The organism is Flavobacterium sp. ZB4P23 (genome assembly GCF_003970375.1).
Taxonomy (GTDB): domain Bacteria; phylum Bacteroidota; class Bacteroidia; order Flavobacteriales; family Flavobacteriaceae; genus Flavobacterium.
This window is the reverse complement of record NZ_RYDK01000004.1, coordinates 324,899-337,694: the sequence shown is the minus strand read 5'-3', so window position 1 is coordinate 337,694 and position 12,796 is coordinate 324,899. Positions and strand designations below refer to the sequence as shown.

Annotated in this window: 10 protein-coding genes, 1 pseudogene and 1 riboswitch (1 of these 12 only partly in view); of the genes and pseudogenes, 3 read left to right on the top strand and 8 right to left on the bottom strand. The window is 35.7% G+C overall.

The window, feature by feature from the left end:
- The 6 genes and pseudogenes from EKL99_RS08970 to EKL99_RS08945 form a co-directional block, all read right to left on the bottom strand.
- Window positions 1-84, bottom strand: a pseudogene (locus tag EKL99_RS08970) (PLP-dependent transferase); its annotated part reaches 105 nt to the left of the window's first position; the annotation flags it as partial.
- 66 nt (window positions 85-150) lie between these two features.
- Window positions 151-1,323, bottom strand: a complete 1,173-nt coding sequence (locus tag EKL99_RS08965; protein WP_126457436.1) for a PLP-dependent aspartate aminotransferase family protein — start codon at window positions 1,321-1,323, stop codon at window positions 151-153.
- A 142-nt stretch (window positions 1,324-1,465) separates the two neighbouring features.
- A complete protein-coding gene (locus EKL99_RS08960) occupies window positions 1,466-1,894 on the bottom strand; it encodes an OsmC family protein (protein ID WP_126457437.1) in 429 nt (142 codons plus the stop codon).
- Between the two features lie 193 nt (window positions 1,895-2,087).
- Entirely contained in the window at window positions 2,088-4,502 is a 2,415-nt protein-coding gene (gene thrA / locus EKL99_RS08955; protein WP_126554984.1) for a bifunctional aspartate kinase/homoserine dehydrogenase I, read from the bottom strand.
- A gap of 18 nt (window positions 4,503-4,520) precedes the next feature.
- Window positions 4,521-5,483: an alpha/beta fold hydrolase gene (locus EKL99_RS08950; RefSeq protein WP_231507413.1), complete on the bottom strand. Its 963-nt coding sequence runs from the start codon at window positions 5,481-5,483 to the stop codon at window positions 4,521-4,523.
- A gap of 78 nt (window positions 5,484-5,561) precedes the next feature.
- Window positions 5,562-5,669: riboswitch (SAM riboswitch) on the bottom strand.
- Window positions 5,670-5,901: 232 nt separating this feature from the next.
- On the bottom strand, window positions 5,902-6,111 hold the full coding sequence (locus EKL99_RS08945) for a hypothetical protein (protein ID WP_126554980.1): 210 nt from the start codon (window positions 6,109-6,111) through the stop codon (window positions 5,902-5,904).
- A 748-nt stretch (window positions 6,112-6,859) separates the two neighbouring features.
- Between EKL99_RS08945 and metK the strand changes: the two genes are divergently transcribed.
- A complete protein-coding gene (gene metK, locus EKL99_RS08940) occupies window positions 6,860-8,110 on the top strand; it encodes a methionine adenosyltransferase (protein ID WP_126568709.1) in 1,251 nt (416 codons plus the stop codon).
- A gap of 217 nt (window positions 8,111-8,327) precedes the next feature.
- On the opposite strand, the gene EKL99_RS08935 is transcribed toward metK, so the two are convergent.
- Window positions 8,328-8,654 (bottom strand): hypothetical protein, encoded by a 327-nt coding sequence (locus EKL99_RS08935; RefSeq protein ID WP_304984214.1) that lies wholly within the window; start codon window positions 8,652-8,654, stop codon window positions 8,328-8,330.
- Between the two features lie 114 nt (window positions 8,655-8,768).
- On the opposite strand from EKL99_RS08935, the gene EKL99_RS08930 reads away from it, so the two are divergent.
- Together EKL99_RS08930 and EKL99_RS08925 are read left to right on the top strand one after the other, a co-directional pair.
- A complete protein-coding gene (locus tag EKL99_RS08930) occupies window positions 8,769-9,560 on the top strand; it encodes a hypothetical protein (protein WP_126576799.1) in 792 nt (263 codons plus the stop codon).
- Window positions 9,560-10,174, top strand: coding sequence for a deoxynucleoside kinase (locus tag EKL99_RS08925; RefSeq protein ID WP_126452993.1), 615 nt, complete (start codon window positions 9,560-9,562; stop codon window positions 10,172-10,174). The genes EKL99_RS08930 and EKL99_RS08925 overlap by 1 nt, the downstream gene beginning before the upstream one ends.
- A 113-nt stretch (window positions 10,175-10,287) precedes the next feature.
- Here the strand turns inward: EKL99_RS08925 and EKL99_RS08920 are convergent, their stop codons facing one another.
- Window positions 10,288-12,747, bottom strand: coding sequence for a sodium-translocating pyrophosphatase (locus tag EKL99_RS08920; protein ID WP_126576798.1), 2,460 nt, complete (start codon window positions 12,745-12,747; stop codon window positions 10,288-10,290).
- Between the last annotated feature and the right edge of the window lie 49 nt (window positions 12,748-12,796).

The window sequence follows — 12,796 nt, the reverse complement described above, 5'->3', positions numbered from 1 at the left end:
TAAATCAGCAATCACATCTTTTACGGTTTCCAATCCTACTGAAACACGAACTAAACCATCGGTAATACTCACTGCTAAACGTTCTTAAATAAACCACATTGACCACGGTTTAAACCCTGGACTATTGTATGGCTTCAATCGTCATGAACTTTACGAAAGCGCCTGCTCCAAATCAGCAATCACATCTTTTACGGTTTCCAATCCTACTGAAACACGAACTAAACCATCGGTAATACTCACTGCTAAACGTTCTTCAACAGATAATTTGCTATGTGTTGTCGATGCTGGATGCGTAACGATTGTTCTGGTATCTCCTAAATTTGGTGATAAAGAACATAATTTTATTTTATCCAAAAAGTTTCTTCCGGCTTCAAGCCCCCCTTTTATTTCAAAAGCAACAATATTTCCGCCCAACTTCATTTGCTTTTGAGCAATTTCGTATTGTGGATGCGATTTCAAAAACGGATATTTCACGCGATTCACATTCGGATGCTGCTCTAAAAACTCCGCTACTTTCATCGCATTTTCACAATGCCTGTCTAAACGAATCGCCAAAGTTTCTAAACTTTTTGATAATACCCAAGCATTAAAAGGCGATAAAGAAGGACCGGTAAGTCGAGAAAACAAATAGATTTTTTGAATCAATTCAGCATCACCAACTGTTATTCCTCCCAACACTCTACCTTGACCGTCCATTAACTTTGTAGCGGAATGCACCACTAAATGCGCACCCCATTTTATTGGTTGTTGCAGATAAGGTGTTGCAAAACAGTTATCAATTACCAAAATCAAATTATGTTTTTTAGCAATCGTTCCTAAAAGTTCTAAATCGATAATATCAACAGCAGGATTGGTAGGTGATTCCGCAAAAAGAATCTTTGTATTTGGTGTGATGAAACTTTCAATTGTTTCCGGCTTATTAATATCAAAATAGGAGGTTTCAATATTCCATTTTGGAAAATAATTGATAAATAAAGAATGTGTCGCTCCAAAAACACTACTCGAAGAAACAATATGATCTCCAGATTTCAATAAAGCTGCCAAGGTTGAATACACTGCTGCCATTCCTGAAGCAAAGGCAAAACCAGCTGCCGCACCTTCCATTATACACACTTTATCAACAAATTCGTTCGTGTTTGGGTTGCTGTAACGGCTATATATATTTCTGTCTTTCTCTTCGGCAAAAGAAGCACGCATATCTTCGGCATCCTCAAATACAAAACTAGAAGTTAAGTACAAAGGAACCGAGTGCTCTAAATATTGTGTTCTTTCTAATTGGGTACGGATGGCTGAGGTTTCAAAACCAAATTCTTGATCGTTCATTATTATTAGATTTCAAAGAGTTGTTTCACAAAGATTCGCAAAGGAATCACAGAGATTCACAAAGTTTTTCCGCATAATTTTTCTATAAAAAAAAGCTCTTTATTGTTTAAAATTAAAGTTTTAGAAGTTGACTATTTTAGCTTTACGCCAATTCAACTCCGTTCAAAACTACTTTATAGTGTATGGTTGCTGTTGGCTCTAATGTTTTAGAAACCGAACAGTATTTTTCGAAAGAAAGTTGTGCGGCTCTCGCTGCTTTTTCTTCATTAATAGGTCCTTCCAAAAAGAATACTACAGTAATATCCTTGAATGGTTTTGCTTCTCCTACTTGTACCCGTTCTCCTTCGACCTCAGCTTTGAAAGAAGTGATTTCCTGACGCTGTTTTTTTAAAATCGAAATCATATCAATCGCACTGCAACCCGCAACACCCATCAATACTAATTCCATTGGACTTGCGCCTTTATCGTCTCCGCCAAATTCTGGTCGGCTATCCACATTTACTAAGTGACCACGCTCGTTTTTTAATTCAAAGTGGAAGTTGTCGTTTACTCTGTTTAATGTTATTTTCATATTATTCCCCTCCCCAACCCTCCCCGAAGGGAAGGGAGCCAAGACTGGAGGCAGTCCCTTTTTTATTATTTATATTTATTTGGACGCAGATTTTACTTTTATATATGTTAAATCAAAAATCGTCACCCGAGAGCTTGCTCGAACTGGCGAAGCAATCTGCAATCTTTTTATTCCCCCTTCAGGGGTATGGGGGCTACCCTTTATCCGACAATCTCAAAATATCACCAAAAACACCTCTCGCCGTTACCGCAGATCCTGCACCTGCACCTTGAATTACGATTGGTCTGTCGCCATACGATTCAGTGTAAATTTCGAAGAAAGAATCAGAACCTTTTAAGCCTCCCAAAGCAGTATCCGAAGGTACGGAAACTAATTTTACTTCTAGATTACCTTTGTCATTTTGCAAATCGCCTGACAATTCGCCTATGTATCGCAGGACGTGATTGGGCTTTTGGTCGGCTTTTATTTTAGCATAAATTGGATCAAACTCGGTCAATTTATTCAAGAAATCCGAAACATCGCCTTCACGCAAATGTTCTGGAATTAAATTTTGAATATCAATTTCTTCAAACTCATTTTGCAAGTCTAATTCTCTTGCCAAAATCAATAATTTTCTACCTACGTCGTTCCCGCACAAATCTTCTCTTGGATCCGGCTCGGTATACCCATTGTCAATGGCCTCCTTCAATATTTCGCTAAACGAAGCCTCTTTTGCAGAAAAATTATTGAACAAATAACTCAATGTTCCAGAGAAAACACCTTTAATCTTCGTGATATTTTCACCCGAAAGGTGCAATAATTTAATCGTATCAATCAATGGCAATCCTGCACCCACATTAGTTTCATAAAGATAACTCTTTTGATTATCCGCCAGCACTTTTCGTAATTTTTTATAAAAACTATAGCTTAACGTATTAGCCACTTTATTAGACGAAATCAAATCAAAACTGTTTTCAGCTAATTTTATATAATTCCCAACAAATTCAGCACTTGCCGTGTTATCAATCGCAATCAAATTCTCCAAGTGATGCTCATTTGCGTAGGCAATTACATCATCTATAGTATAAGAAAAGCCATTGTTCTGGATTTCATTTTTCCAATTTGGAGTAACGCCATTTTTATTCAAAAGTACATTACTTGAATTGGCAATTGCAAAAACATTCAGTTTGATATCTTTTCTTTTCTCGATAGTTGCTGCTGATTCCAATATTTGGTTAATCAACGTTCCACCAACTAATCCATGTCCGAAAATAGCGATATTGATTTTCTTAGCTACTCCAAAAATCTCTCCGTGAATTACGTTTAAGGCTTTGTTCAATTGCGATTTTTTGACCACCAAACTCACGTTTTTACCCGTAACGGTATTATTGAAAAGAATCGGGACAATTTTATTTTTTATCAACGCCGTGTATGGCTTGTGAAAAGTACTTAAATCCTGACCAATGATAGAAATCACCGAAACATCATCCGTCACCGTGATTTTATTTACATCTTTCGAATAGAAATCATTTTCGAATTCTTTCTCTAATTCAATCATTGCTTTTGTCGCTTTATCAGTGGCAACAACTAAACCAATTCCTCTTTCTGACGAACCTTGAGAAATGATACTTACGCTAATATCATTATCGCCCATCACTCTGAAAATACGGGCATCAACACCTGTTTTTCCCAGTAATCCTCTTCCTTCCAGGTTCACTAACGAAACATTTTCAAGCACCGAAAGTGTTTTGATCCCTTCCTTGTTTGAATTGGAAGTGATTAATGTTCCTTTATTTTCATGGTTGAACGTATTCAAGATACGAAGCGGAATGTTTTTTTCCAACAAAGGAATGATCGTTTTGGCATGAAGAATCGTAGCACCAAAATTGGCTATTTCATTGGCTTCATTAAACGACAAATGGTCAATTTTCTTTGCATCAACTACTAAATCCGGATTAGCGGTATAAATTCCGTCTACATGCGTATAATTCTGTAATTCGTCCGCATTCAAATAATTCGCAATCAACGAAGCGGTGTAATTGCTACCGTTTCTTCCTAAAGTGGTCGTGTCATTATTTGTGTTTGAACCAATGAAACCTGTAACAATATTTACGGTTGTTCCGTTATTTTGTTTGAAATAATTGATGACATTTTTCTTCGAAATTTGTTCCAAAGGTTGTGCATCACCAAATTTCGAATCGGTTTTTATCAATTCCCGAGTATCTGCAAAACGGGCATTTATCCCATTTTCGACCAAAATTGCCGTCAGTAATTTTGCCGAAAGTAGTTCCCCTTTTGATAAAATTTGGTCTTTTATTTTGTTGCTGTAATCACCAATTAAGCTGACGCCTTCGAATAATTTTTCAAGAACATGGAACTCTTCGGATAAATCTACGTCTTGATATTCGTCTTGTTGGTATTTTTTGAAATCATCAAAAAGAGGTTTATAAACTCCGTTTTTAGCGGCAATACTTAAAATTTCTTCTAATTCATCCGTAGCATTTCCTCGCGCCGAAACCACAATAGCAATTTCCTCTCCTTGATTTACTTTATCAATAATAATTGCAACCACCTTATTTATTCCGTCGCCATTCGATAACGATTTTCCTCCAAATTTCAATATTTTCATTGTGTTCTGTTTTTTGGCTTAGAATATATCCTGAAGCAAATTGTGTAATTGTTTGTACTCTATCAAAAAAGCGTCGTGTCCGTGGATGGAAACTATTTCCTGATAGGTAACCCTCTTTTTATATTTTTTTAATTCCTCGTACGTTACTTTATTTTCATTTGCCGTAAAAAACAGGTCGGAATTAATTCCAATAATATGAATCTCGGCTTCAATTTTTGAAGTTATCTCTTCGAATGATGTGCAGTTTCTGGTGATATCGATTGTTTTCAACAGTTGATTCATCATTTTATATGACGAAATTTGAAAACGTTTCTGCAATTTTTCGCCGTGATGTAGCAACCAGCTTTCTACATTAAAAATCCCCAATTCTTCATTGGTGGTTCGCTGAAATTTTGCAGCAAATGATTCCGGAGTTCTATAGCATAACATAGCATGAGTGCGAGCGTCTTCAATAGGTTTCGAAGAGTTGTTGAGAATTTGTTCCTGCAAAAAGCAATTGGCAATTAACCAATCCGTCGATTTCCAATCCGTTGCGATAGGAATTAAATGCTGTGTGATTTTTGGCTCTAAAGCGACCATTTCCCAAGCAATTCCGCCACCTACAGAACCCCCAATAATAGCGTATAGTTTTTTAATATCCAGAACCCGAATCCCTTCAATAAAAATCCTGGCAATGTCTCTGGCAGTAAAATCCAAATAATCTTCGATCTCAAAACCATCAAAACCATTTCCGGGAACATTAAATGCGAGTATTGTATATTTTGTTGTATCTATGGTTTTGTGTGCTCCAATTAAATCATTCCACCAACCGTTTTCGCCCACAACTTGTGAATTTCCGGTTAAAGCATGGTTGACCAAAACAATTGGTGCCGTATGCAATTCTGGCCCAAAAACTTGAAAACTTACGTTTAAGGTAGCATAAAAAGCGCCACTTTTAGTGGTGAAATTTTGAAATGTAATAGAGGTTGGTTTATTTTCCAATGGCAAATCTTTTATGATTTTTGATCTGTGTTTGGAAATATTATAAAGAAAGTCAGGCGTTATCTAGACTAATTCTTAGTGTTATCTTTCCACGATGAGCGTGGTAGAATGCAGCACCTTCTTCGATAAATCGAAGGGTTGCTAAGGCTTCATCGGGTCTAATCCCTCTGCCTTTCTTTATAACATTTCAATACGTTTTTGAACTTAAAGAAGCAAATTAACCACTATTTTTTGTAACAACCAAATTTTTATGTGGATTCGTTTATTTCTTTGGACTCCATAAATACAAAAAACAATTCACACGCAATTGTTATTCTGACGAAGTAATGAGAATACTCATCCCGTTTTCTTACTTCGTCAAAACAACACTTTTAAACATCCTTTGAAAATCTCAAAACCAAAAATAAATTCGGATTTATTAAATAAAAAGCGCTTCATTCTCTTGGGAATACATTAGGAAAAGCAATGAATTAGTCACTATTTTTTGTGCCAAAACATCGTTCTTTGAGATCTCAAATCTAGGATGAATCAATTCATTCTTAGAATCGTTTTCCTTTTCTTTTTTATTTCTGAAATTAATACTTTTTAATAACCGAAATGTCTTTGTAAAATACTTTGTTGTGCTCATAATTTTTAGGTGTTAGGTGTTAATATTTATTTTTGGTCTCCTTGTATGAATTGTTGTGAGATTTGAAAAAATCAGAAAAACAAAAAACCCTTTTAGATCCATATCCAAAAGGGTTTTAAGTTATACACTTACTTTTGGAATCAACAGCCGCGAATACACATAATGGCATTGACACAAATCATGTTATTGACTGTTGCGTTATTTGTTTTTTGGCTTTTTAGGTTATTCATCGAGGCTTTTTGTGACTAAAAAATCTATTCTGTTTATTACTATTCAAAAAAAAAGCTTCCCGTTATCCGGGAAGCTTTTGATATATAATTTGATTTAAATTATTCAATACGCAACCCTCAGGAATTTTCCTGTGCGACCTTAAACATATTACAAATATTAAATTTCATTTTTACTTTATTAGAATTTCTAAATTGCAAATTATTTTTTAAATATCCAAATAAGTTTAAGAAAATAATAGCGAAACTATTTTAAATATTATTTTTTCTTAATAATTTAGAACCCGAAAAATATTTATTCTCAAAAAAAACAAAAGATTAATTTGCAATTCAAAATGGTTTCATACATTTGCAACCAAATACAAGAGGAAAAATTTGAACTGATTGCAACCTCTTCATAATGAAACAAATTCATTATGAATACTGAACGTTTTTCAGTAGAAAAAATGCTAAAGCAGAAACTCTTCTTTAGTCCTTTTTAGCAATTATTTTTTCTCGCTTAATTTAAAATAATAATTATTATGGCCTATTTATTTACGTCAGAATCTGTAAGCGAAGGACATCCAGACAAAATTGCAGATCAAATTTCAGACGCATTAATTGATAATTTTTTGGCATTTGATGCTGACTCAAAAGTAGCTTGCGAAACTTTAGTAACTACAGGTCAAGTAATCTTGGCAGGTGAAGTAAAATCAAATACCTATTTAGATGTGCAACAAATCGCTCGCGATGTAATCAAGAAAATTGGTTACACAAAAAGCGCCTATATGTTTGAAGCGGATTCTTGTGGTATTCTTTCTGCTATACACGAACAATCTGCTGACATCAATCAAGGTGTTGATAGAGCAAATCCTGAAGAACAAGGTGCTGGTGATCAAGGAATGATGTTTGGTTACGCAACAAATGAAACAGAAAATTACATGCCTTTGGCACTTGATTTATCTCATAAATTATTAAAAGAATTGGCCGTTTTAAGACGTGAAAATAACGAAATCACCTATTTGCGTCCGGATGCTAAATCTCAAGTGACGTTAGAATACAGTGATGACAACAAACCAACTCGAATTGAAGCTATTGTAATTTCGACACAGCACGATGACTTTGACGAAGAAGCTACTATGCTTGCTAAAATCAAAAAAGACATCATCGAAATTTTGATTCCAAGAATCATTGCAAAAAATCCAACGAGTGCTCATTTATTTAATGATCAAATTAAATACCACATCAATCCAACGGGAAAATTTGTAATTGGAGGACCTCACGGAGATACTGGACTAACAGGTAGAAAAATTATTGTAGACACTTACGGTGGAAAAGGTGCTCACGGTGGTGGTGCATTCTCTGGTAAAGACCCTAGTAAAGTAGACAGAAGTGCAGCTTATGCTACTCGTCACATTGCTAAAAATCTAGTTGCAGCAGGTGTTGCTGACGAAATTTTAGTACAGGTTTCCTACGCAATTGGTGTTGCTAAACCAATGGGGATTTTTATAGAAACTTATGGGACTTCAAAAGTAACCTTAACCGATGGAGAAATTGCTAAAAAAGTAGAAGCTATTTTTGACATGCGCCCGTACTTTATAGAGCAACGTTTGAAATTAAGAAATCCAATCTACAGCGAAACTGCTGCTTACGGGCACATGGGACGTACTCCAGAAACGGTTACTAAAACTTTTACTGCTCCAGGAGGATTAACAAAAACCGTGACTGTTGAATTGTTTACTTGGGAAAAATTAGATTTTGTTGACCAAGTTAAAACTGCTTTTGGATTGTAATTCAGTACAGATTTAAAATGAAAAAGGGGATTTTGTTCAGTCAAAATCCCTTTTTAATTTGGCTATATATTGTACTTTAAAATAAAGGTCACAAATCGTGGTAAAATAATCGTTTCATTCGCATTAAAGCCATTTACGCTAAAGGAGTTGTTCAATCTAGACCTTGTATTTAGTAAATTGTAGGCCTGAATTCTGTATTCAAATTTGGCGTCCTTTTTTAATAAGTTCCGCCGCCGCCACTCATTGCATTCATTATGCGCATTCCACCTCCAGCTTGACCTGTAGCCTCTAACTTTTCTTCTTCTTTATAAATTGATGTCGATTTATCAAAATTAAGAATGAATGTTTTTTCGAACATTTTCTTCATTCTTTCCTCAATCATTTTTTGCACATCAGGAGTCATATCCTTATTGCCTTCCATTCGTGTTTTGAAATCGGAGGTACTGCTTTTTGATTCATACACTGCCATTCCTTGAAATTCCTGAGCGCGAAGCCCCAAAAACGATGCAATTGTTACTATTATTGCGTAAATTACTTTATACATAACTATTGGGTTTTAATGAATAAGAGTGAAAAATACTATTTTTGTTACAAGTATTCTGTTAAAATATTAATAAAACAATCAAAATTATATACCGTTTAATTGTAATTTCGCTGTATGAAAAAAGTAATATTATTGCTGTTTATCGCTTCATTTTCAGTAATTTTTAGTCAGAACCAAAAACTAACAGCCATTAAAATCGATTCTATTCGTTTTGATGGAGATGCGTTTTTAGGTTATGATTCATTTGGTTTTTACTACACCATCCATAACAATGTTTTTTCTAAAATTGGAACACGGAATACTTTAGAATACAAAAATATTTCTTTGGGTAGAATCACAAAAATAGATTTGCATAACCCTTTGAAAATTGTTTTATTTTACGAAAATTTCAATACAGTTATCATCTTGGACAATCAATTGAATGAAACTCAGAAAATCAATTTTTCAGAAAATACAATTCCAATCGTAGCCACTGCAATTGGTATTGCTGCTCTAAATCAGTTGTGGGTTTACAACAGTATGAATCAGCAACTGGGATTATATGATTATTTGAACAAGGATTACAAAACTATTTCAGTTCCTTTTACTGAAAGTGTTAAGAATTACGCTTCAGATTTCAACATCTTCTATTGGATGGACGGTAAAAACAACTGGTACACTTGCGATATTTTTGGCAGAATAGCAAACAAAGAAAAAGTTTCTGATTTTGACTCGATTGAAATTATAAATGAAAATCAGATCATCTATTCTAAAAATGGGATTTTAATTTTGCAGGATTTGGAAAAAAACCAAAAAACTGAAATTGAAATTTCAGAAAAATCCTTTAAAAAATTCTATTACAAAGACCAAATTTTATCTATTTTTACAGCTGAAGGAATTACAAATTATAAAATCATACTACCGTAATGCACATAGCAATAGCAGGAAACATAGGCTCTGGAAAGACAACTTTGACACGCTTATTAGCGAAACATTTCAAGTGGGAACCACATTATGAAGACGTAGTAGACAATCCGTACCTAGATGATTTTTACCACCAAATGGAGCGCTGGTCGTTTAATTTACAAATTTATTTCTTGAATAGTCGCTTCCGTCAGGTGATGCAAATTCGTGAAAGTGGCAAAAAAATCATTCAGGACCGAACTATTTATGAAGATGCCCATATTTTTGCTCCTAATTTATATGCAATGGGTTTGATGACCAATCGTGATTTCCAGAATTATTCGTCTCTTTTTGAATTAATGGAATCTACTGTTAAAGCCCCTGATTTATTGATCTATTTAAGGAGTTCTATTCCTAATTTAGTCGGTCAAATACACAAACGCGGCCGTGAATATGAAAACTCAATATCCATTGAGTATTTGAGTCGTTTGAACGAACGCTACGAAGGCTGGATTCAAACCTATGACAAAGGAAAATTATTAATTATTGATGTGGATAACATGAATTTTGTTGATAATCCCGAAGATTTAGGAACTATTTTTAATAGAATTGATGCGGAGTTGAACGGGCTGTTTTAGAATCCTCTCCCCAACCCTCTCCTTCGGAGAGGGAGTAGAAACTGGTGATAAAATACATAAAAACAAAAAATGCCTCACAATTGCGAGGCATTATTATTTAACAACAAAATCTATTATTTCAAGGAATCTATTTTCGCCTGAACTTCTGCATCAGTTCCTTCAAAACTTTGAATGTTTTCTTTTCCGTTAATATTAGTTTTAATAGTCGCTTTTACTTCTCCATCAACATTGGTTTTTTCTATCGTAACTTTTTTCGAGACCATTTCAGTTACTGCTGCGGAAGCATTCATAAATCTACACGTTTTACTGTCACATCCTTTAGCAAGACACTCTTCTTTAGATATTGAAGTACACATTTCAGAAGCAGCACAACAAGCGGCTTTATTAGCCAATGTATGATTGCCACTACCTAAAATTGGTGCAATTACCAAACCAATCAAACACGTCAATTTAATTAAAATATTCATTGATGGTCCAGAAGTATCTTTGAACGGATCTCCAACAGTATCGCCAGTAATGGCCGCTTTATGCGCATCAGAACCTTTATAGGTCATTTCACCATTAATAAGAACTCCCGCTTCAAAAGATTTTTTAGCGTTGTCCCAAGCACCACCGGCATTGTTTTGAAAAACAGCCCAAAGCACACCCGAAACGGTAACTCCGGCCATATAACCCCCTAACATTTCGGCGATTAGCTGGTTGTTGTCTCCGTAAACTAATTTGCCAAGCAAAACAATTGCAATTGGAAAACCAATTGTCAATATTCCCGGCAACATCATTTCGCGCAAAGCGGCTTTCGTCGAAATATCAACACACTTAGCATATTCCGGTTTTCCGGTTCCTTCCATAATTCCGGGAATCTCCCTGAACTGACGACGTACTTCATACACCATGTCCATTGCGGCTTTCCCGACAGAATTCATCGCTAATGCCGAGAAAACGACAGGTATCATGCCACCCACGAATAGCATTGCTAAAACTGGTGCTTTAAAAATATTGATTCCGTCAATTCCTGTAAAAGTTACATACGCAGCAAATAGAGCTAGTGAAGTTAATGCTGCCGAAGCAATAGCAAAGCCTTTTCCGGTTGCTGCAGTTGTATTTCCTACAGCATCTAAAATATCCGTTCTGGTACGTACTTCTTTTGGCAATTCGCTCATTTCAGCAATTCCACCGGCGTTATCCGATATGGGTCCAAAAGCATCGATTGCCAATTGCATGGCCGTTGTTGCCATCATCGCTGAAGCAGCTAAAGCCACACCATAAAATCCTGCTAATGCGTAGGAAGTCCAAATTGCAGCTGCAAATAATAAAACCGTTGGAAACGTAGAAATCATTCCGGTTGCCAATCCTGCAATTACGTTTGTTCCTGCTCCAGTTGAAGATTTTTGAACAATTGCCATAACAGGTTTTGTACCCAATCCTGTATAATACTCAGTTACTGACGAAATGAGTCCACCTACTGCCAGACCTACAATTGTAGCATAAAAAACACGCATGGATGAAATTTCTTTAGTTCCTTCTCCAAAAAAATCCATTTTCATGGTTTCTGGCAACATGTATTGCACTAAAAAATAGCAGGCAATAAGGGTTAATCCTATTGAAAGCCAGTTTCCCCTATTTAAAGCGCTTTGCACTTGCGCTTCTTTTGCATTATCATCTGTAATTTTTACCACCATCGTTCCGATAATCGAAAATAAAATACCAAAACCGGCGATTGCCATTGGCAATAAGATAGGTCCTATTCCTCCAAAAGCATCTTGAATAGTTCCGCCCATGTCTTTGATTACATAATTTCCTAAAACCATGGCCGCTAAAACGGTTGCGACATAAGAACCAAATAAATCAGCTCCCATTCCGGCAACATCGCCTACATTATCCCCTACATTGTCCGCAATTGTAGCCGGATTACGGGGATCATCTTCCGGAATTCCAGCTTCTATTTTCCCTACCAAATCAGCTCCAACATCGGCCGCTTTGGTGTAAATTCCACCGCCAACTCTTGCAAACAAGGCTATTGATTCTGCTCCCAGAGAAAATCCGGCTAATGTTTCTAATACAATGGTCATGTCTTCAGTAGAAGTCCAAACGCCATTCATAAAAAAGTGAAAAAAGAAAATAAAGAAAGTGGTCAATCCTAAAACAGCCAATCCCGCAACCCCTAATCCCATTACGGTTCCGCCGCCAAAAGAAACTTTTAGGGCTTGAGGTAAACTGGTACGGGCGGCTTGTGTGGTTCTAACATTGGTTTTTGTTGCAATTTTCATTCCCATGTTCCCAGCTAAAGCTGAGAAAAAAGCACCAAAAACAAAAGCAACCACTATTAATATGTGTGTAGTAGGAACGAAAAAAGAAATTCCGGCTAAAACTATGCTGGCTCCAATGACAAAAAACGTCAACAACCTATATTCTGCTTTCAAGAAAGCCAAGGCTCCTTCGTAAATGTAATCCGAAATCTCTTTCATCTTACCATCACCCGGATCCTGTTTTAATACCCATTTTCTTTTAGCAAACATAAATGCCAGTCCAATAAATGCCATCGCAATAGGCAAATAAATCATAATTGTATTCATAATTTCGGTTTGGTTTTTGGTTAAAATTAATAGTGTAACAAAACGAATT

Bases quoted from the DNA above. Each gene is read 5' to 3' on its own strand.
- EKL99_RS08930 (WP_126576799.1), top strand. From the start codon at position 8,769: ATGAAAAAAGTAATATTATTGCTGTTTATCGCTTCATTTTCAGTAATT.
- EKL99_RS08960 (WP_126457437.1), bottom strand. From the start codon at position 1,894: ATGAAAATAACATTAAACAGAGTAAACGACAACTTCCACTTTGAATTA.
- EKL99_RS08965 (WP_126457436.1), bottom strand. From the start codon at position 1,323: ATGAACGATCAAGAATTTGGTTTTGAAACCTCAGCCATCCGTACCCAA.
- EKL99_RS08920 (WP_126576798.1), bottom strand. From the start codon at position 12,747: ATGAATACAATTATGATTTATTTGCCTATTGCGATGGCATTTATTGGA.
- metK (WP_126568709.1), top strand. From the start codon at position 6,860: ATGGCCTATTTATTTACGTCAGAATCTGTAAGCGAAGGACATCCAGAC.
- thrA (WP_126554984.1), bottom strand. From the start codon at position 4,502: ATGAAAATATTGAAATTTGGAGGAAAATCGTTATCGAATGGCGACGGA.
- EKL99_RS08945 (WP_126554980.1), bottom strand. From the start codon at position 6,111: ATGAGCACAACAAAGTATTTTACAAAGACATTTCGGTTATTAAAAAGT.
- EKL99_RS08935 (WP_304984214.1), bottom strand. From the start codon at position 8,654: ATGTATAAAGTAATTTACGCAATAATAGTAACAATTGCATCGTTTTTG.
- EKL99_RS08925 (WP_126452993.1), top strand. From the start codon at position 9,560: ATGCACATAGCAATAGCAGGAAACATAGGCTCTGGAAAGACAACTTTG.